This is a genomic window from Glutamicibacter sp. NPDC055354 (assembly GCF_053644955.1).
Genome location: NZ_JBSHMB010000001.1, coordinates 511,776 through 531,085, shown reverse-complemented (window position 1 = coordinate 531,085; position 19,310 = coordinate 511,776). Strand labels below are relative to the sequence as shown.

The window sequence follows — 19,310 nt, the reverse complement described above, 5'->3', positions numbered from 1 at the left end:
CAAAAAGAACCCTAAAGCATTCCTTTCACAGCTAAGCTGGGGTGGTGGACACACTTCAACGCTATGCACCCAATGAAAACCTCAGGCGCGACGAAGCGGCCTGGCGCGCACGGAATATCGAATGGCACTTCGCCGAGGTCCAGCTCGATCTTTCCAATGCCACCGATCGCACAGCCACCAGCTTCAGCTCGATCACCACGCTGAACTTCAGCTCCAAGGATCCGGCAGCCTTCATCGACTTCATCCACGAATCCGTGGACGAGGTACTGGTCAACGGCACCGCGATCGACCTGGAATCCGCAGTGCTCGATGCACGCATCTACCTCGATCAGCTGCGCACCGACGTGCCGAACACCGTGAAGATCACCGGGCGGGCGATCTACTCGCGCTCCGGCGAGGGCCTGCACCGCTTCGTGGATCCGCAGGATGGCCAAACCTACCTCTACACCCAGTTCGAGCCTTCCGAGGCGCGCCGGGTCTTCGCCTGCTTCGAGCAGCCCGACCTGAAGACCAGCTACCGCTTCACCCTCACCGGCCCGGCAGCCTGGCATCTGGCCAGCAACCAGCCGATCGTCGATGAGGTACTGCACGATGACGGCACCAAGACCGTGGCCTGCGCCCCGACTCCCCCGATCTCCAGCTACATCACCGCGGTGCTGGCCGGACCGTACCACGTGGTGCGCGGCGAGCACCTCCAGCGGCTGGAGGACGGCGAAGAGCTGAGCATCGAGATGGCCGCCACCTGCCGCGCCTCGCTGGCCGAGCACTTCGACGGCGACGAGATCATCAAGCTGACCAGCCAGGGCCTGGACTACTACCACCAGCTGTTCGACTACCCCTACCCGTGGGGCAAGTACGACTCGGCGTTCGTGCCGGAGTACAACCTCGGCGCCATGGAAAACCCGGGCCTGGTCACCTTCACCGAACGCTACGTCTTCACCTCGCACGCCACCGAAGGCCAGTACGAGCAGCGCGGCAACACCCTGATGCACGAAATGGCGCACATGTGGTTCGGCGACCTGGTCACCATGAAGTGGTGGGATGACCTGTGGCTCAAGGAATCCTTCGCCGACTACATCGGCACCCTGGCCAACGACGAAGCCACCGATTTCACCACCGCGTGGACCACCTTCGCGGCGCGCCGCAAGGCCTGGGCCTACGTGGCCGACCAGATGCCCACCACCCACCCCATCGTGGCCGACATCCCGGACCTGCTGGCCGCGGACCAGAATTTCGATGGCATCACCTATGCCAAGGGCGCCAGCGTGCTCAAGCAGCTGGCCGCCTTTGTCGGCGCCGAGGCCTTCCGCGACGCCGCCCGCGCCTACTTCCGCAAGCACGCCTACGGCAATACCTCGCTGGATGACTTCCTCGAAGCGCTCGAAGCGGCCAGCGGCCGCGATATGGGCCAGTGGGCGGATGCCTGGCTGAAGACCAGCGGCGTGCCGAAGCTGCACGTCGAGTACACCACCGATGCCGGCGGCACCATCACCGCGGCATCGCTGATCCAGTCGGGCACCGATCCGGTCACCGGGCAGAAGATCGCCCGCCCGCATGTGCTTTCGGTCGGCGCCTACCAGCTGGACGGGAGCCAGCTGGTGCGCACCGACTCGGTGGACGTGGAGCTCTCCGGCGAATCGGCGGCCCTGGACTTCCTGGTCGGACGCCGGATCCCGGATCTGCTGCTGCCCAACGACGGCGATGAGACCTATGCGCTGATCGAATTCGACCCGGTTTCGCGTGCCACCTTGCTCGGCCACCTCTCGGGCCTGGGCGACTCGCTGCCCCGCGCCACCTGCTGGGCGTCGCTGTGGGATGCGGTGCGTTCGGCCACCTTGGATGCGCAAAGCTACGTGCAGGCGATCCTCGATCACGCGCACGCCGTCACCGACGCGGGCGTCTTCGGGGTGCTTACCGACCAGTTGGCCACCTCGATTTCCAAGTACGTTGCCCCCGAGCTGCGCGCGGAGCTGCGCCAGAAGGCCGCCGCAACCCTCACCGGGTGGCTCACCCGGTTCGAGGCCGGCGGAGACCAGCAGACCACCACCGCGCGCACCCTGGTTCGCCTGGCCCGTGCCGGCGTGGCTCCGGAGGCGCTCGACGCCTTCCTGGGCGAGCAGCCCAATGCCTACCAGGTCACCGTCGATGAGCAGCTGCTGTGGGGTTCCTACATCGCGCTGGCCGCTTCCGGCCGGCTCGACGAGGCCGCCGAGGCATCCATGCACGAAGCGGCCAAGGCCAACCCCACCAGCGTGGCGCAGAATTCGGTTCGCACCGCGCTGGCGGCGCGCCCGGATCCGCAGGCCAAGGACACCGCTTTCGACACCGTGCTGATGGCGCGCGATGAACACGGGGAGCTGTCCAACGATGCCCTCTCGGCCACCGCGCTGGGCTTCACCATGGGTTCCTCCGCCCTGCTGGCACCGTTCGAGGAACGCTACTGGGCCGCGATCCTGCCGGTCTTCGAGACCATGGGCATGGAATTCGCCACGCGCGTGATCGAGGGGCTGTATCCAGGGCACCAGGATCTCCAGGGCGCCATCGAGCAGAACCATGCACTGGCCACCGCTACCGCATGGCTGGAACGCCATGAGAGCGCACCGGCCGCCCTCAAGCGCATCCTGCTTGAGGAACGCGCAGAACTGGAACGCTCGCTGAAGGCCCAGGCCTACAGCCGCACCAGCCGCTAGGCGCTGGCCCTCCGAAGGCCGGCCCGCTGCTTATCCACGCAGCGGGCCGGCCAAGAGCCGCAGGCCGTTGCCGGTGGCGCAACCGGTTCCAGTGCGGGTCTGCCCTGCGGCCGAACCCGGCCGGCCCAGCGGAGATGGCAGGGCCACAGCAACCATGGCCTCAAGCGAAACAAGGGCCTGGCCTCGAACTTGATCGAGAACAGGCCCTTGGATCTTGGCTCGCTACGGAACCCGCGCGGTCCACTGCGCGGTAGCGAATTTGGCCTCGGCCAATTCCTTCGCCTCCAGACGGGATTCGGCATCCAGCTGCGCCGGCTTGGCCCCGGTGCGCTTGGCGAAGGTGTCCATCATGACGTTGATGATCTCCATGCGATCCAGCTTTGTCTGCGACTTCAGCGGATCCACACGCTTGACCGCTGAGGTGATGCCCTTGTCGGAGATCTTCTCCCGGCCAATGCGCAGCACCTGGGTCATCTTCTCCGCGTCGATGTCGTAGCTCATCGTGACGTGGTGCAGCATCGCACCGTTGGCCAGGCGCTTTTGAGCTGCGCCGCCGATCTTGCCGGCAGGGGTCGCGATGTCGTTCAGCGGCTTGTAGTACGCTTCCAGGCCGATGCTTTCCAGCGCTTCCATCACCCAGGCGTCCAGGTACGGGTAGGAATCGGCAAAGCTCATGCCGTCCACCAGGGATTCAGGAGCGTAGAGCGAGTAGGTAATGCAGTTGCCAGCTTCCATGAACATCGCGCCGCCTCCGGAAATGCGGCGAACCACCTGGATGCCGTGCTTTTCGGCTTGCTCCATGTCCACTTCGTTCTTCAGCGACTGGAAGGAGCCGATCACGACGGCGCCTTCGCTCCAGTCCCAGAAGCGGATGGTCGGCTTGCGGGTCCCCTTGGCGATTTGCCGGGTCAGCATCTCATCCAGCGCCACTTGCTCGGTGATTGGAATGATCTCCGGGCCCAGGACTTCCCACTCGTGGTCTTCCCACTTGGTGGCGTGTCCCAGCGCGCGGCGGACGACGCGCGCGATGGCGTCTTCGTCAAAACCGAACATCACTGCGCCTTCACGCAGATTTTTGGTTACCGCATTGCGTATGGTGCTGTGGCTGGCGTCCGCTGGCAAACCGCGTAGCGCATCATTCAAGTCATCGAGTGCATCATCTGGTTCCAGGAAGAAGTCGCCATTCAATGACACTTCGGTGATCACGCCATCGGAAGTATCCAGATCTACAACGACTAATTTGCCACCGACTACCTTGTATTCACCATGATGCTTCATGGTTTCATTCTATCCCCGGCTGCCCACTAGTCGAATCCACGCGCCCCCGGATTCGGTGGTTCGCAGTGGCAACATTCGACGCCGGATAACAATCGAATAAATATTCGAGAATACTTCCACATTCCGCGGATTTCCGGGCCAAACTGTCTGTTGCCGGCAGGATAATTAACTATGGCTATACCCGATTTCATCCATGACGACGATGATGAACATCGTCTACCGTTGCCCCCAGCTGGCACTCGCACAGAATCCCACAAGGATTCGTTATTCAGCGACCATCTCGAACATCACCTGTTCCATGGTCCGCTGAAGCAATTGGCAGATGAGCTCTACGACGCGGGCCCGCTCAATGGCCCCGACGACGCCCTCGAACGGCTGAAGAAAATCCAGCGCATCCAGAGCACCCTCGATGCAATGACATCTGTGCTGCTGGCCGATTCAGTAGAACAAGTCAGTGAATCATTTGCCGATATGATCGCCACCGCGGGGACCACTACCGAGGAGGAGGAACGCGAGGCTCGGAAAAGTGCTCAATACTATGGCGTTGACCGCGGCAGTGACCAGGTCATCAACTCCAACTTCATCGCAGAAGCGGCTGTCGCGCTGCGTGAGACCCCTCGCATAGTAGGCAAGCGGATGTTCTATGCCAAGGGTCTTCGCTACGCCTGCAAGGAAACCCTCACGGCTCTGGCTGCAGGAGAGATCACGCCCAAGGCAGCGCATGACATCGTGAAGTATTCGCAGGACTTGCTCCCCGAACAAATCATGCAGATGCAACGCGTGCTGTTGCCCATGGCGAAGACTGCGTCTGATGACGCGATATACCAACGCGCACGCCGGTTCCATGACAGGATGTGCCCGGAGGCCGCCGAACAAAGGCACAAGAAGTCTGAAAAGAATCGCAAGCTCACGCTATGGGATAACGAAAATGGCATGTCCACCCTCAAGTACTACAACAGTGCCGCAGTGATTCACTCCATCAAGAACTCCGTGAAGTGGCTAGCTGATCAGCATAACGATCCGCAGGATCCCCGCACCCGGGAGCAAATAGAAGCGGACGCCTTTGCAGACATCATCCTCAACGGCTGGCCGGACCGGGAAGGCACGCCCCTCAAGCCACGGGTATCCATCACGATTCCCGCGGTGGAAATGCTGGCGGATCCTACAAGGACCGTGGCTGACCTGGAAGGCTACGGCCCCATCCCACTGGGGGTCGCATTGGTGTTGGCAAAGGATGCGCCTTCGTTCCAGCGCGTGCTGACCGACCCATGGACTGGCGCCGCGATAGATGTCGAGCGAAGGCGCTACCGGCCCTCGCAGAGCCTCAAGGATCTGTTACGGCACCGCGATGAGCATTGCTGCTTCCCCGGCTGCCGCCGTCCAGCTGACCGCTCCGAGATTGACCATATAAATGGCTGGGCTCACGGAGGGCATACGACCAGGGACAATACGCATCTGCTGTGCAAGCAGCATCAAATGTTCAAGCATGCATTGGGTTGGAAAGTCGTTCCGCGTCCTGACGGATCCAAGATGTGGGTGACTCCACACGGGCTGAGCGCACTCGTTATTCCGGAAAGCGTCAAGCGTGTGGACCAATTCGATCATGTAAATGATCATTGCCCAGAGCGCCCTAAGGTCATTCCTTTGCCGCATATTCGACTCACGGCAGAAGTACGCAGGGTACTTGGGCTCAAGCCTCGCGTCGACATTCCAGACGAGGATCCCGGTCCTGAATCGCCGCCAGATGACGGCCAGAAGGAAACAGGCTGAGGACGCTATCCCGATTGACCGGTTTTTGGGTGACAGAATTTTTCAGTCACCAGCACCTCCACACCACCAATAACACCATTCACGCAACGGCGATGGAGCCAGTTGCTCGGAGCAGTGCGGCCAAGACGTCTGCTTCGACGAGTCAGCGAATCCTTATTCAGCCGCCACTGGAAACCCCGACGGCTATAGCACCGAAAAGCTCTGGGCAAACGCTCCTGACAATATTTTTCAGTCAATGGCGCCTCCAGGCAACTGCCAAAATGCCCGATGCGCACCGCTGTGCCAAAAACGGGACCTCTACGACAGTTCCGTGAAAACATTTTTCAGTCATCCCCGGCTGCCCCGACGGCTATTGCGCCGAACGACGCTGGGGCGAACGCTGCTGACAATATTTTTCAGTCACTGGCGCATCGAGACGACTAGCAAAATGCCACTAGCGCATCGCGGCGCGAAAAAGGAATCCTCCTAGTCAGTTAAGTGAGAGCATTTTTCAGTCATCTCCTGCCGCCCCGACGGCTATTGAGCCGGAAGACGCTGGGGCGGACGCTGCTGACAATATTTTTCAGTCACTGGCGCATCCAGGAAACTGCCAAGATGCCGCGATGCGCATCGTGGCGCGAAAAACGAATCCTCTTAGACGGTTCCGTGAAAACATTTTTCAGTCACTGATGGACAGGTGTGCTGTTAAAGCAGCAGCGGCGTGTTTCCAAATACTGGAAACACGCCGCGAAAGCTTGCTAGGGGCGAAGTATTACTTCTTGCCGCCGAAGCCCTTGAAGCGGGCGTTGAAGCGCTCGACACGACCAGCGGTGTCCATGATGCGCTGCTTGCCGGTGTAGAACGGGTGCGAAGCCGCCGAGATTTCGACGTCGATTACTGGGTAGGTGTTGCCATCTTCCCATTCGATGGTCTTGTCCGACTTAGCGGTCGAACGGGTCAGGATCTTCTCGCCGGATGCCAGGTCGTTGAAGACAACTGGGCCGTACTGTGGATGGATATCAGCCTTCATAGCTATACACCTTTTTTGTTTATGGCCACTGGATTTTGCCAGTAGCTACTTACTCGGAAATTGTGTCCCGCATTCAGGGCTCCATGAAGAGACCTCAATGCACAGACAGTCCATCCTATCGCAAAAGCGGCGGCGGCAGAAACCTTCTTAGCGTGGCGCGGAGCACAAATGCCAGAATGCAATTGCGCTAGCGGCACCAACATTCAGGGAATCCACTTCGCGGTACATAGGGATGATCACGGTCCGGTCAACGGCGGCCAGAGCTTCATCGGTAACTCCCCTGCCTTCGTTGCCCAAGATCATGGCGACCTTCTGGCCAGACTTGATCTCTACTTCGTTTAGCGGGATCGCGTCCTCGGTCAGTTCCATGGCGAGCATCTCGTAGCCATGCCTCTTCAAGGTCTGGATGTCCTCTGGCCACGACAGCATGCGTACCCAAGGAAGGTCGAAGACCGTCCCCATTGAGACGCGGGCGCTGCGACGGTACCAGGGGTCCACGCATTTGGGGGTGAGCAGCACGGCGTCAACGCCAAGCCCTGAAGCCGAACGGATAATTGCGCCGAGGTTAGTATGGTCGGCGATGTCTTCCAAGATGGCGACGCGCGAACTGGCTTCAAGCACTTCGTCCAGATCCAGCGGTTCGGGACGATTCATCGCTGCCATGGCGCCGCGGTGCAAGTGGAAGCCGACCAGATCCTGGAGCTGCCGATCATCCCCAATGAAAATCGGCGCGTCTGGGAAACGGTTGAACTCCTCGGTTAGCTGGTCCAAATGCTTTTCGGCGAGCAAGAAGCTGCGCGGCACGTGGCCCGCGTTGATCGCACGCTGCACCACTTTGGTGCTCTCGGCAATGTAGAGCCCGTTTTCCACGTCAGTGCGCATACGCAGGTTCGCTTCGGAGAGCCGGAGGTACTCGTCGAGGCGGGAATCGGCCAGATCCGCGACCGGCAGGATCCGTTCAGGGTTGAGAATTTCAGCCACGAAGCTACACCAACTTGTAGAGCATGTTGCCCAGGGCGACCAGGCCCAGGATGACGATGACCAGGCGCAGCAGCCCAGGCGAGAGCTTGCGGCCAATCTTGGCGCCGGCGAATCCGCCGATCAGCGAGCCGACAGCGATAAGCAGGACGACGAGCCAATTGATGCGTTCCGGCGCAATGATCAGGTACATCGCGGCCGCCACGAGATTCACGATCAGGGAGAGGATGACCTTGATTGCATTGGACTGCTGCAGGGATGCTTGCAAGAACACGCCGAATACCGCCATCAGCAGGACTCCCTGCGCGGCGGTGAAGTAGCCGCCGTAGACACCGATGATGAACACCAGGATGTAGAGGACCATTGGAATCTGGGCGCGATCGGCATCATCCGGGTCGGTGCCGCCGGAAGCGGCCTGCCGGGTCTTCGCCCACTTGGCAAGACGGGGCTGGAAGATCACCAGCACCAGCGCGCAAACCAGCAGCACCGGCGCAACGATGCCGAAGACGGACTCCGGCAGGTTCAGGAGGAGCAAGGAACCGATCAACCCGCCGACCAGTGAAACCGGCACGAGTTTGAGCAGCGTCTTCTTGACGCTGGCAGCTTCTCGACGGTACCCCCAGGCACCGGAGAAGCCACCAGCAACCAGACCCATGGCGTTGGAGACGACGGCATTCACCGGAGCCATGCCCAACGCCACGAGAATGGGGAAAGTGACCAACGTGCCCGAACCGACGACGGTGTTGATAGTTCCGGCCCACAGTCCACCAATGAAGACCAGGGCTTCGCGCCAAAATTCGATCACGTGGAATTTTCCCCTTTAGTTATTGCTGTTAGCTGCGTGCGAAAGCAGAGTAGCGTCCACCTTCACGGCGCAGGCTCAGCGGCATGCCGTAGGTTGCTTCCAGGTTCGCTTCGTTCAGCGTGGATTCGATCTCGCCGGCAGCGACAACTTCGCCGTCGCGCATCATCAGGATGTGGGTGAATCCCGCTGGCACCTCTTCAAGGTGGTGGGTTACCAGAACCAGCGCCGGGGCATCCTCGTCGGCTGCCAGTTCCGCCAGCTTGCCAACCAGGTCTTCGCGCCCGGCAAGGTCCAAGCCTGCTGCAGGCTCATCGAGGATCAGCAGTTCGGGATCGGTCATCAAGGCACGGGCGATCAGCACGCGCTTGCGCTCGCCTTCGGAAAGCTTGCCGAAAGGCTGGTTCATGAAGGTGGACATGCCCCAGTTGTGCAGCAGATGGAAAGCACGGCGCTCATCGAGCTTCTCGTACTTCTCGCGCCAGCGACCGGTCATGCCGTAAGCCGCGGTGAGTACTACGTTCAGCGCGGTTTCGTTGGCTGGAATGGAGTTGGCCACCAGGGCTGAGCTCAGGCCGATCAACGGACGCAGATCGAAGACCGACACCTTGCCCAAACGTTCGCCAAGGATATCCGCGGTACCGCGGGTTGGGTGCAGCCGGGTGGCCGCAATGTTCATCAAGGTCGACTTGCCGGCGCCATTGGGGCCGATCACAATCCACCGCTGTCCTTCTTTGACTTCCCAGGACACGTCCTTGAGCAGGTCTTTTCGCCCGCGTACAACGCTGACATCTTTGAAAGTTAGCACTTCGCTCATGGTATTCAAGATTAGACTTTTCGCCCCTGTTTCACTAATTGGAAATGCCGAACGGGGCCTGAGATCGCCGGATTGACCTGTATTGCGTCCAACGGCAATACTAGTTCGCTCCCCCAGGCCTGGTCAGCGACTTTGCGCCAACACGTCATGTTTGGTCGTAAACACCGAAGCAATGAAAAATGGTTGCATGGCTTCATCATTGGTTTTCGCATCCCGCCCCGCTTTCTCCCGCACCGACTTCAACGCTGTATTGCAGCAAGCGGCCGCCGCCGGGCTCATTCCCGCCGCGGACGAGAGCCAGATCAAAGCCAGCGAAGAGCGGCTGGTCGCCAAGTTCCGCATTGAACAGGCCGATCAGGCGAAGCTGCAGCAGGCTGCTGCGGCATTCGTCGATGCGCAGGTCGCCGACGGCGCACTGGAATACGCGGACATGTGCGTAGCGGTGGTACCGGCCGAACTCGTCGATGCTCCGCAGCTGCTCTTGCTGATGGATGTCGATTCCACCTTGATCAAGCAGGAAGTCATCGAACTGCTCGCCGCTCACGCTGGACGGGAAGAAGAAGTGGCTGCGGTGACCGAAGCCGCGATGCGCGGTGAACTGGATTTCGCCCAGTCCTTGATCCAGCGCGTAGCTACCTTGAAGGATCTGCCAGATACTGTCCTTGCCGAGGTAGGCCAGCGCATTGTCCTCTCGGACGGCGCCGAAGCCCTGGTCAAGCGGTTCCACGCTGCTGGGCACAAGGTCGGCGTAGTTTCCGGCGGGTTCCAGCAGATCCTGGATCCGTTGGCTGCCCATCTGGGCCTGGACCATGCGCTGGCTAACACCTTGGGCATTTCCGAGGGAATTCTTGACGGAACCGTTCACGGCCAGATCGTCGATCGCGGCATGAAGGAAACGATGCTGCGCGCCTGGGCGGAGGAACATCACATCCCGATGACGGCAACCGTCGCCGCCGGTGATGGCGCCAATGATCTGGCCATGGTTGCTGCCGCGGGTTTGGGCGTGGCTTTCAATGCGAAGCCTGCCCTGCGCGATGAGGCGGACGTGCGCCTGGACTTCTCGCGCCTGGACGTCATCGCCGACCTAGTACTCAATGATTTGGCTTAGCGGAATCCAACAACTGCATAACAATTCTGCCGATAGCGGCTTTCGGTAACTTGATCGGTTGTTCCAGCGGTTAGTATTTCTATTGACGCGTTTAACGGCTGGCGGCATAAGTCCTAGCCGCGCGCGTAGCCCCTATCGCTTTCGAAAGAGCTACCAGACCAGTGCAGACCCCCTCCCCGGACAGTTCCTCAACTACGCCTACGCACTCCGCACAAGACAAGAAGAAGCCGAAGAGCAAGGCCAAGCCTTGGATCATTACCGGTTCTTGTGTTGCAGCCGTAGCCGCAGCATATCTCGGCGGAGCCGCCTATGTCAGTTCCCAGGTTCCAGCCAACGCGTCAATTGCGGGCGTGAACATAGGATCCATGAACAAGGACCAGGCTCGCGCCGAATTGGAACGCGAGGTACTCCCCCTGGCTGAAAAGCCAATGGATGTCACCGTCAACGGTGAAAAGTACACCCTGGATCCGGCCAAGGCCGGCCTGGAACTGAACGTTGATGAAACCATCAACGAACTGACTTCCTACGAAATCAACCCGGCCAAGCTCTACGAGCGGCTCACCGGCGAATTCCACGTCACCCCAGCGGTCGATGTAGATCAGGAAAAACTGGGCGCGCAGCTTGAAGCGCTGGCCAAGAAGGCCAATGCCGAGGTCGCCGAAGGAACCATCGATTTCAAGGATGGCACCTCGAAGCTGACCAAGCCCGTTGACGGCGTAGCGCTGAAGACCGAAGAAGCCGCCACACTGATCAGCGAGGAATGGGAAATTGCCGGCGCGGCGATCGACCTGCCTGCCGAGGTCAGCAAGCCGGCAATCTCTGCCGACGCCCTGCAGGCGTTCTACGACAAGGACGTCAAGGCGCTGCTGAAGGACGAGGTCATCCTGGCATCGGATGACAAGAAGGCGTCCATCTCGGCCGCGTCTATTGCCGCGGCGGCAAAGTACGCGCCCAAGGATGGCGCCCCAGCGATCGCATTGGATGACGAGAAGCTCTACAAGGCTGCGACGAAGAATTCCGATCTTTCCAGCACTGCCAAGGATGCGCAGATCGTCTTGAAGGACGGCAAGCCGTCCATCATCAAGTCCTCCAAGGGCATCTCGCTGGAGACCAAGGGCCTGGGCGCCAAGGTCCTGGCCGCCACCGCTGCCAAGAACCGCACTGCCGAAGTTGAGATGACCGAGAAGGAAGCCGACTTCACCACCGCAGATGCGAAGAAGCTCGGCATCAAGGAACCGATCGTCACCTTCTCCACTCCCTACCCGGCTTCCGATACCGTGCGCACCAAGAACCTGCATGCCGGTTCGGCGCGCGTCAATGGCGATATCATCAAGCCCGGCGAACGCTTCTCGCTGCTGCAGGCCTTGGGCCCGATCACCGTGGCCAACGGCTACTACAGCTCCGGGGTCGTGGAAAGCGGCTTCAGCACCGAAGCCGTAGGCGGCGGACTCTCGCAGATCTCCACCCAGATGTACAACGTCGGCTTCCTGGCCGGATACGACGACATCACCCACAAGCCGCATTCGCGCTGGTTCGAGCGCTACCCCGCGGGACGCGAAGCCACCTTGTGGGAAGGCCAGATCGACATGATCTGGGAGAACAACACCCCCTACGGCGTGATGATCCAGGCCTGGGTTTCGGGCGACAAGGTCAATACCCGCCTGTGGTCCACCAAGTACTGGGATGTCTCGCAGAAGAGCTCGGGCAAGTACAACCAGACCAACCCCGAAACCAAGTACAACCCGGCCGAAAAGTGCGTCTCGGAATCTGGTGGCAAGAAGGGCTTCAGCATCGATATCACCCGCTACCGGGAAGCCTTCGATGGATCCAAGAAGCTGCCAGCTGAAACCAAGAGCTGGACCTACAGCCCATGGCACAAGATCGTCTGCGGCGACAAGCCCAAGGACTGATCCAAGCGAAATCGCCGGGCGCCTCCCTTTCGGAGGTGCCCGGCGATTTCGCTTAACCCTGCGCATTTTGCCCCAGGCACGGAAAAGCTGGCGGTCGGAACCCCTGCACGGGGTAACTGCCGCCAGCTGATGCGCGCTGCTGCGGGGGCTTACTTGCCCGACTGCTCCAGGAAGTCGCCTGCGCCGCCAACCAGCTCGGTGTGGCCGGTCTCGACGTCGGCGAAGACCATCTTGGCTACCTCGGCGCCGAACTCCTCGACGGAGTACAGCTTGCCGGCAGCTTCGCGGCGGGCGTCGATAGCACCTGGCTCCATGCGGTTGAGCAGGGTTGCGGTGATGGTGCCTTCGATCATGTCACCGGAGACCACCACGAAGGTGATGTTCTTCTCGGCCAGCTTCGGGATCATTTCACGCAGTGCATCTTCGCCGGCGCGCTTGGACTTGGCCACAGCGTCGTAGGCATCCATGGTGGTTACTTCGTTGATGAAGTGCGCCTGGTGGCTGGTAACGAAGACCACGCGGCCGCCCTCGCTCAGCTGGGGCAGCGCGGCTTCCAGCATGGCCACCTGCGCGTCGCGGTTCAGGCGCAGCGCATAGTTTTCGCCCATGGAGGTTTCCATGCCGCCCGAAGCGTTGAGCACGACGACATCCAGCGAGCCGAAGTTCTCAACAGCCGCGTCAACCAGAGCCTGCGGACCCTCAACGGTGGTCAGGTCGGCGCCCACGGCAACGGCCTTGCCGCCCTTTTCTTCAATAGCGGCAACAATCTTGTTGGCGCGCGGGGCCTTGGCGCGGTAGTTGACCACTACGCCAACGCCCTGCTCGGCCAGCAGCTGCGCGGTCACCGCACCGATGCCGCGCGAGGAACCGGTTACAACGGCACCTTTGAATTCACTCATGGTGGTACTCCTTTGGATTTCTTGCTTAAATCTTCTAGTGGCCCATGCCCAGGCCGCCATCAACCGGGATCACGGCACCGGAGATGTAGCCTGCTTCGTCGCTGGCGATCCAGCGGACCACGTTGGCAACCTCTTCAGGCTCAGCAAAGCGCTTGGCAGGGATGCTGGAGAGGTATTCCTTCTGGGTGTCCTCTGGCAGCACAGCGGTCATCTCGGTGTTGATGAAGCCCGGAGCCACAACGTTGGCGGTGATGCCGCGTGAGCCCAGTTCACGGGTCAGCGAGCGGGCGATGCCCACCAGGCCGGCCTTGGACGCCGCGTAGTTGATCTGCCCTGGCGAGCCGTAAAGGCCGACGACCGAGGAAATCAGCACGACACGGCCGCGCTTGAGCCGGATCATGCCCTTGGACGCGCGCTTGATCACGCGGAAGGCGCCGGTGAGGTTGGTGTCGATCACCGAGGTGAAGTCGTCTTCGCTCATGCGCAGCAGCAGGGTGTCCTTGGTGACCCCGGCATTGGCGACGAGGACTTCTACCGGACCGTGGGCCGCTTCAACTTCTTTGAAGGCCGCGTCGATCGATTCGCCGTCGGTGACATCGGCCTTGACGCCGAGCAGTCCGGCGGGAACCTCGCCGCTGCGGTAGGTAATGGCCACTTTGTCGCCGTTGGCTTCGAATGCGCGCGCAATAGCAAGTCCGATGCCGCGGTTGCCGCCGGTCACGAGGACACTGCGGCCAGTGGTTGGTTCCGTAGTCAATGTATTTCTCCGTTCATGCGCTCGCTGTCCTGGCATGGTAAATCTCTCCAAGGGCCAGCCGAAAAGCGCACTTTGCCTAGTTAAGTAGCTACTCCGTGAACAATCCTATTAGTTACTACCCAGTTTTACCGCTTCGACAGCGCGTAGAAATTACACTCTTCGTGCCGCAGGTGAGACAATGGGAGCAGATCCCGTACTGCGAAGCGAAGTCTTTTACATGTCCCCACAGCCCACGAATCACGGTTCCAGCCAACCGGAAGTTCACCGCATTACCGAAGCGCGCGAGTCCCATACCACCGAGCGCGATTCACGTGTGCGCAAATACACGATTTCCATGACCGTGCGCCTGATCTGCTTCGTTCTCGCTTTCTTCTTCGATGGCTGGCTGCGCTGGGTCTTGCTCGCGGGCGCAATTATCCTTCCCTATATCGCAGTGGTGATCGCCAACGGCGGTGCGGATCTGACCAAACGCGAACCGCCCGCCGAGTTCTACAAGGCTCCCGGCGCCCAGGCTATCGCCGCACCGGACGAAACCGCGCCGGCCGCGCAGCAGGCACCGGAACCAGAAGTGATCGACGGAAGCTTCGCCGAAGAAGCTGATCCGGTGCAACAGCCAACAACTGCTCCCAAGGAGGACTAGTGGATCTGCTAGGTTCGCTCGGCGGCTCCCCTGCCGCCGCCGAAATCCTGTGCTCGCGAAAGGGCTGCCGCAACGCCGCCAGCCACCAGCTGCTGTGGAATAATCCGAAGATCCACACCCCGGACCGGCGCAAAATCTGGCTGGCCTGCGAAGAGCACCGCGACTGGCTCGAAACGTATCTGAAGGAACGCCTGCTCTACAAGGAAACGCTGCCGATGCCGGGCAATGAAGGAGAAAGCAAGTAGATGTATCGTTTTCTGGCCAGTACCCGGTGGGTCGGCTGGCTCATTCTGGTGGCGATCTTCGCCGCCGCCTGCATTGGCTTGGGCAATTGGCAAGCCGACCGCCGTGCCGAAGTCCTCGAGGGCATCGAACGGGTCAACCGCAACTACTTCGCAGAGCCGGTCACCGGCACGCAGGCCCTGGAGAATTTCCAGGACCTGGACGAGGACAAGACCTGGATGACCGCGCAGCTCACCGGCCAATATCTGCCCGCGGATACCATGATCGTGCGCAACCGCATCAAGGCCGGCAGCCCCGGCTACGAGGTGCTGGTGCCGTTCAGGACCAACGAGGGCGGAACTGTCGTCGTGAACCGCGGCTACCTGCCGATCGGCAACCAGGAAGACGGCCACCCGGATGTTGTTCCAGCGCCACCTGCCGGAGAAGTCACTGTGGATGTGCGTTTGAAACCATCGGAAATCCGCTTGGACCGCGGCGCCCCGGAGGGCCAATTGGCTTCGATCCAGCTCGAAGACTACGCCAAGCTCCTGGACTACGAGATCGCCCAGGGCGCCTACGGCCTGATGTATGAAGAGGATCCGGCCCCGGCCACTGCGCCACTGCAGCTGGACGCTCCGGATATGGATGAAGGTCCGCATCTTTCCTACGAGATCCAGTGGTACATCTTTGGCGTGCTGGCCTTCATCGGCTTCTGGTATGCCGCTCGCCAGCAGAAGAAGCTGAACGCCGAGGATGCCGCCGAGCAAGCCGAAGCCGAGGCGCTGGGCCTGGACGAGCCGCTGCACAAGGTGCGCAAGATTCGCGCCAAGCCGGATAAGAAGTTCCGCCGTGACGGCACGCCGACCGATGAAGCCATCGAGGATGCGCTGCTCGACCAGGCCGACCACACGCCAGGGGGCCTCCCGAAGTAGCTGCGGAAAACAAGGAAACCGCGCGGTAGCTGGAATATTCCAGTTGCCGCGCGGTTCTCTGCTTAATGCAGTTTTCTTTCAGCTGCCGTTGGCCGGCGGAGTCCAGCGGATCCCGCTGTCGCTGCACCCAGGAGTCTTGTGCCCCTCGCCTTCGAGGCAGGAGGCATCGATGAGGGTGCGGTCCCCCACCGGCTCCTGCAGTTCCAGCGTGTAGGGCGCGGTCTCGTTGCCTTGGCAGGCATGCGCTTCGCCTTCCAGCGGTTCAACCACGATCCCGATGGCGATCTGGTCATTGGACAGCTCCACCTGGGTGGCGGTCACCTCGCCGGTCACCCCGGAGGAACAGGCAAGCCGCATGACCCCGAGGTCGAGGCTGGTGCTCGACGCATTCACCCCGGCAGGCTCCAGCAGCGTCCACTGGGCGTTGACCTCATCGGAAACCTGTGCGGCGCAGCCGGCCAGCGCGCTGGCAAGCAGCAGCCCAGCGCCTGCGATCCGCGGTAATTTGCGTCCAAAAACACTCATGGCTTGGCAGCTCCCTTTGAAGATGGTGATCTGCCAAGCCTACGAGAGCTATTACGGGTTGTCAGGAGTTAAGTCAGCGAAACCAATTCCAGGTAATCCTCGTTGAAGAGGTCCTCATCGCCATCAGGCAGGATGACCACGCGCTCAGGCTGCAACGACATCACTGCGCCCTCATCGTGGGACACCATGACCACGGCACCCGGGAAGGTGGACAGCGCGCCCAGCACCTCGGCGCGCGAGGCAGGGTCGAGGTTGTTGGTCGGCTCATCGAGCAGCAGCACATTGGCGCTGGAAGCCACGATGGTGGCCAGGGCCAGACGGGTCTTCTCGCCGCCGGAGAGCACGCCGGCCGGCTTGGTCACGTCGTCGCCGACGAACAGGAACGAGCCGAGGATCGAGCGGACGTCGGCATCGTTCAGGTGGTCAGGCGCGTTGCGGCGCATGTTCTCCAGCACGCTGGCTTCCGGATCCAAGGTGTCATGCTCCTGGGCGAAGTAGCCGATCTTCAGGCCGTGGCCCGGAATGATCTTTCCGGTATCGGGTTCGGAGACACCGGCGAGCATGCGCAGCAAGGTGGTCTTGCCGGCACCGTTCAGGCCCAGGATGACAACCTTCGAGCCGCGGTCGATGGCCAGCGAGACATCGTTGAAGATCTCCAGCGAGCCATATGCCTTGGACAGGCCTTCGGCCATGAGCGGGGTCTTGCCGCAGGGAGCCGGATCCGGGAAGCGCAGGGCTGCAACCTTGTCGGAGGCACGCTCTTCCTGCAGCCCGGAAAGCATGCGATCCACGCGCTTGAGCATGGACTGCGCCGCCGAGGCGCCGGAGGCGCGGGCCTTCATCTTGTTCGCCTGGGTCAGCAGGACCGAAGCCTTCTTCTCGATGTTGGCGCGCTCGCGCTTGCGGGCACGCTCATCGGTTTCGCGCTGGATCTTGTAGCGCTTCCAGTTCATGTTGTAGACATCCACCACGCCGCGGTTCGCGTCGAGGTTCAGCACCTTGTTCACGGTGGATTCCATCAGGCCGGTATCGTGGCTGATCATCAGCACGCCGCCGGGGTAGTTCTTGATGAAGTCGCGCAGCCACATGATCGAATCGACGTCCAGGTGGTTGGTCGGCTCATCGAGCAGCAGGGTCTCGGCGTCCGAGTAGAGGATGCGGGCCAGCTCGACGCGGCGGCGCTGTCCACCGGACAGGGTGCGCAGCGGCTGGTCCAGGATGCGGTCCGGCAGATCCAGGTTGGCGCAGATGGCGGCCGCTTCGGATTCGGCAGCGTAGCCACCGGCAGCGATGAATTCTGCTTCCAACCGGTCGTACTGGCGCATGGCCTTGGCGGAGACGGCAGCGTCCTCGCTGGCCATGTCCTCGCGGTTCTGGGCCAGCTTGGTGACCACCACGTCCAGGCCGCGGGCGCCAAGGATGCGATTGCGCGCCAGCTGCTCCATGTCAGGGGTCTTGGGGTCCTGCGGCAGGTAGCCGATGGAGCCCTTGAAGGTGACCTCACCCGAGGCTGGCTGGGTCTCGCCGGCGAGGACCTTGGTCATCGTCGTCTTGCCGGCACCGTTGCGTCCCACCAGTCCGATCTTGTCGCCCTTGTCGATGCGGAAGTTCACTTCGTCCATCAGCAAGCGGGCGCCGACGCGTAGCTCAAGGTTGGCTACGGAAATCATATGGTGTGGCCCTTTCATGCGGGTACAAGAATTGTGCGGCCCACAAATTGGGCAACTTGACTATTCTACCGGCCAACCACGCCGTGGCCTGCGGAACGTGCACAAACTAACAGTTTGGGGTTGAGCTGGCTAAAGAATCGAAGCCCGCACTTCCACCGCAGTGGAAATCCGGGCTTCGAATCGAAATTATTCCTTGTCGCTGGGTTGCGATCGGTAATCCATCATCTGGATCAGGCGGCGGCGCAAGGAGGCTTCGCGGCGCAGGTCCCCGCCGCTGGTCTTGTCGATGTGGTCCTTGCCGAAGCGCCAGAGCAGCACATCGTCAAGCAAGCGGTCCGGGCCCGGCGAGTACCGGTGGTCCAGCGCCGCACGCACATCGGTGACCACATTCGCATCCAGCAGCTGCGCCAGCTGCCAGGTCTGGTCGATGCCGTGGGAGCCGAGCAGCTCGGCGGCCCAGGACCAATCGTCATCGCGCTTGCGGTCCACGTGCGGCAACAGCGTCTGCCATATTTCGCCAATCTTCTCGCCGGTCAACGGCTCGGATCCGGCGCCCTGCTGGTCGTGGTAGCCGTTCAGGCGGTGGTACAGCTCGTCGATGTCCGTGAAGTAGTCCTCCACGGTTTCCAGCATCGCCGCGGTGGCGGTGAAGTGGCGGTCGATCTGCGGATTCCAGGCGGCCTCGCCGGGATGCTTGAAGCGGATGTCGTGCTCCATTTCGGACCAGGCATGCTGCAGCACGGTGCGGATCTGCACTTCGAAAACGAAGTTGCCGCTGGCTACCACCGGCTTGCCCAAAGCCTCCTGGAATTTGCGCACGATCGGCTCGCTGCGGGTCTTGAGCAGCAGGTGGCGCGAGGAGTAGCCGTAGGTGCCGGACTCCACCGAGCCGATGTCCTTCTCCCGGTCGCTGCGGCAGTCGAAGGAGTCGCGGTGCGACTTGATCAGGCTGGCCACCTGCTGGATTTCATGGGGCAGCATCACGATGATGCGGATGCCCACCATGTCGTGGATTTCGCGCAGCGGGTTGGGGAATTCCAGCACCGGGGCGGTCTCGGAACTTTCCTGCAGCCGGCGCGAGGCCTTGGCCGCGAAGGACTGCGGCGATTTCACCCGGCCGGTGATGAACAGCGGTTGCACCTCGGAATTCGCGAACAACCGGCGAATCTTCGCCTTCATGGCCGACATGACGGTATTGAGTTCGCCGGTCACAGACTTGTACTGCTCAACGGCGGCCGCAATCTGTTCGGAGAACTCGTCGTTCGCCTGGCCCTGCGCCGGATCCATCATTGATGCCTCCTGG

18 protein-coding genes are annotated in these 19,310 nt (G+C 61.3%); 7 read left to right on the top strand and 11 right to left on the bottom strand.

Features of this window, described 5'->3' with window-relative positions; genetic code table 11:
- Positions 1-44 precede the first annotated feature (44 nt).
- The gene (gene pepN, locus ACWICV_RS02390) at positions 45-2,690 is read left to right on the top strand and encodes an aminopeptidase N (protein WP_454090792.1); all 2,646 of its coding nucleotides are present in this window, start codon (positions 45-47) and stop codon (positions 2,688-2,690) included.
- 30 nt (positions 2,691-2,720) lie between these two features.
- Here pepN and ACWICV_RS02385 read toward each other — a convergent pair whose 3' ends face one another.
- Positions 2,721-2,846: a hypothetical protein gene (locus ACWICV_RS02385; protein WP_400288992.1), complete on the bottom strand. Its 126-nt coding sequence runs from the start codon at positions 2,844-2,846 to the stop codon at positions 2,721-2,723.
- Positions 2,847-2,912: 66 nt separating this feature from the next.
- Positions 2,913-3,968: a lipoate--protein ligase family protein gene (locus ACWICV_RS02380; RefSeq protein WP_454090793.1), complete on the bottom strand. Its 1,056-nt coding sequence runs from the start codon at positions 3,966-3,968 to the stop codon at positions 2,913-2,915.
- Between the two features lie 171 nt (positions 3,969-4,139).
- On the opposite strand from ACWICV_RS02380, the gene ACWICV_RS02375 reads away from it, so the two are divergent.
- Positions 4,140-5,738: a DUF222 domain-containing protein gene (locus ACWICV_RS02375; RefSeq protein WP_454090794.1), complete on the top strand. Its 1,599-nt coding sequence runs from the start codon at positions 4,140-4,142 to the stop codon at positions 5,736-5,738.
- Between the two features lie 751 nt (positions 5,739-6,489).
- Here ACWICV_RS02375 and ACWICV_RS02370 read toward each other — a convergent pair.
- The 4 genes from ACWICV_RS02370 to ACWICV_RS02355 all read right to left on the bottom strand — a co-directional run bounded on the left by ACWICV_RS02370 (position 6,490) and on the right by ACWICV_RS02355 (position 9,344).
- Positions 6,490-6,747 (bottom strand): type B 50S ribosomal protein L31, encoded by a 258-nt coding sequence (locus ACWICV_RS02370; protein ID WP_013348950.1) that lies wholly within the window; start codon positions 6,745-6,747, stop codon positions 6,490-6,492.
- Positions 6,748-6,894: 147 nt separating this feature from the next.
- Positions 6,895-7,728 (bottom strand): TrmH family RNA methyltransferase, encoded by an 834-nt coding sequence (locus ACWICV_RS02365; RefSeq protein WP_105657801.1) that lies wholly within the window; start codon positions 7,726-7,728, stop codon positions 6,895-6,897.
- 4 nt (positions 7,729-7,732) lie between these two features.
- Complete coding sequence (locus ACWICV_RS02360; RefSeq protein ID WP_133833401.1) at positions 7,733-8,530, bottom strand: sulfite exporter TauE/SafE family protein; 798 nt, start codon at positions 8,528-8,530, stop codon at positions 7,733-7,735.
- Between the two features lie 28 nt (positions 8,531-8,558).
- On the bottom strand, positions 8,559-9,344 hold the full coding sequence (locus ACWICV_RS02355) for an ABC transporter ATP-binding protein (protein WP_105657799.1): 786 nt from the start codon (positions 9,342-9,344) through the stop codon (positions 8,559-8,561).
- Positions 9,345-9,531: 187 nt separating this feature from the next.
- Between ACWICV_RS02355 and serB the strand changes: the two genes are divergently transcribed.
- Both serB and ACWICV_RS02345 read left to right on the top strand, forming a co-directional pair.
- On the top strand, positions 9,532-10,452 hold the full coding sequence (serB, locus tag ACWICV_RS02350; protein ID WP_454090795.1) for a phosphoserine phosphatase SerB: 921 nt from the start codon (positions 9,532-9,534) through the stop codon (positions 10,450-10,452).
- Between the two features lie 161 nt (positions 10,453-10,613).
- Positions 10,614-12,362, top strand: a complete 1,749-nt coding sequence (locus ACWICV_RS02345) for a VanW family protein (RefSeq protein WP_454090796.1) — start codon at positions 10,614-10,616, stop codon at positions 12,360-12,362.
- A 149-nt stretch (positions 12,363-12,511) separates the two neighbouring features.
- Here ACWICV_RS02345 and ACWICV_RS02340 read toward each other — a convergent pair whose 3' ends face one another.
- Entirely contained in the window at positions 12,512-13,261 is a 750-nt protein-coding gene (locus ACWICV_RS02340; protein WP_105661240.1) for an SDR family oxidoreductase, read from the bottom strand.
- Positions 13,262-13,295: 34 nt separating this feature from the next.
- Positions 13,296-14,054 (bottom strand): beta-ketoacyl-ACP reductase, encoded by a 759-nt coding sequence (locus ACWICV_RS02335; protein WP_454152480.1) that lies wholly within the window; start codon positions 14,052-14,054, stop codon positions 13,296-13,298.
- A gap of 181 nt (positions 14,055-14,235) precedes the next feature.
- Here ACWICV_RS02335 and ACWICV_RS02330 point away from each other — a divergent pair, with 181 nt between their 5' ends.
- The 3 genes from ACWICV_RS02330 to ACWICV_RS02320 are packed head-to-tail and all read left to right on the top strand — an operon-like array spanning position 14,236 to position 15,812.
- Complete coding sequence (locus ACWICV_RS02330) at positions 14,236-14,658, top strand: DUF3099 domain-containing protein (RefSeq protein ID WP_332731728.1); 423 nt, start codon at positions 14,236-14,238, stop codon at positions 14,656-14,658.
- The gene (locus ACWICV_RS02325; RefSeq protein ID WP_332731727.1) at positions 14,658-14,903 is read left to right on the top strand and encodes an acetone carboxylase; all 246 of its coding nucleotides are present in this window, start codon (positions 14,658-14,660) and stop codon (positions 14,901-14,903) included. Before ACWICV_RS02330 ends, ACWICV_RS02325 begins: the two co-directional genes overlap by 1 nt.
- The gene (locus ACWICV_RS02320; protein WP_365946122.1) at positions 14,904-15,812 is read left to right on the top strand and encodes an SURF1 family cytochrome oxidase biogenesis protein; all 909 of its coding nucleotides are present in this window, start codon (positions 14,904-14,906) and stop codon (positions 15,810-15,812) included.
- Between the two features lie 78 nt (positions 15,813-15,890).
- On the opposite strand, the gene ACWICV_RS02315 is transcribed toward ACWICV_RS02320, so the two are convergent.
- The 3 genes from ACWICV_RS02315 to ACWICV_RS02305 all read right to left on the bottom strand — a co-directional run bounded on the left by ACWICV_RS02315 (position 15,891) and on the right by ACWICV_RS02305 (position 19,297).
- Entirely contained in the window at positions 15,891-16,337 is a 447-nt protein-coding gene (locus ACWICV_RS02315) for a hypothetical protein (protein WP_454090798.1), read from the bottom strand.
- A gap of 68 nt (positions 16,338-16,405) precedes the next feature.
- Entirely contained in the window at positions 16,406-18,007 is a 1,602-nt protein-coding gene (locus tag ACWICV_RS02310; protein WP_105657791.1) for an ABC-F family ATP-binding cassette domain-containing protein, read from the bottom strand.
- A 186-nt stretch (positions 18,008-18,193) separates the two neighbouring features.
- Positions 18,194-19,297, bottom strand: coding sequence for a GTP pyrophosphokinase (locus ACWICV_RS02305; RefSeq protein WP_105657790.1), 1,104 nt, complete (start codon positions 19,295-19,297; stop codon positions 18,194-18,196).
- Between the last annotated feature and the right edge of the window lie 13 nt (positions 19,298-19,310).

Bases quoted from the DNA above. Each gene is read 5' to 3' on its own strand.
- ACWICV_RS02385 (WP_400288992.1), bottom strand. From the start codon at position 2,846: ATGGTTGCTGTGGCCCTGCCATCTCCGCTGGGCCGGCCGGGTTCGGCC.
- ACWICV_RS02380 (WP_454090793.1), bottom strand. From the start codon at position 3,968: ATGAAGCATCATGGTGAATACAAGGTAGTCGGTGGCAAATTAGTCGTT.
- ACWICV_RS02375 (WP_454090794.1), top strand. From the start codon at position 4,140: ATGGCTATACCCGATTTCATCCATGACGACGATGATGAACATCGTCTA.
- ACWICV_RS02370 (WP_013348950.1), bottom strand. From the start codon at position 6,747: ATGAAGGCTGATATCCATCCACAGTACGGCCCAGTTGTCTTCAACGAC.
- ACWICV_RS02355 (WP_105657799.1), bottom strand. From the start codon at position 9,344: ATGAGCGAAGTGCTAACTTTCAAAGATGTCAGCGTTGTACGCGGGCGA.
- serB (WP_454090795.1), top strand. From the start codon at position 9,532: ATGGCTTCATCATTGGTTTTCGCATCCCGCCCCGCTTTCTCCCGCACC.
- ACWICV_RS02340 (WP_105661240.1), bottom strand. From the start codon at position 13,261: ATGAGTGAATTCAAAGGTGCCGTTGTAACCGGTTCCTCGCGCGGCATC.
- ACWICV_RS02335 (WP_454152480.1), bottom strand. From the start codon at position 14,054: ATGCCAGGACAGCGAGCGCATGAACGGAGAAATACATTGACTACGGAA.
- ACWICV_RS02330 (WP_332731728.1), top strand. From the start codon at position 14,236: ATGTCCCCACAGCCCACGAATCACGGTTCCAGCCAACCGGAAGTTCAC.
- ACWICV_RS02320 (WP_365946122.1), top strand. From the start codon at position 14,904: ATGTATCGTTTTCTGGCCAGTACCCGGTGGGTCGGCTGGCTCATTCTG.
- ACWICV_RS02315 (WP_454090798.1), bottom strand. From the start codon at position 16,337: ATGAGTGTTTTTGGACGCAAATTACCGCGGATCGCAGGCGCTGGGCTG.
- ACWICV_RS02310 (WP_105657791.1), bottom strand. From the start codon at position 18,007: ATGATTTCCGTAGCCAACCTTGAGCTACGCGTCGGCGCCCGCTTGCTG.
- ACWICV_RS02305 (WP_105657790.1), bottom strand. From the start codon at position 19,297: ATGATGGATCCGGCGCAGGGCCAGGCGAACGACGAGTTCTCCGAACAG.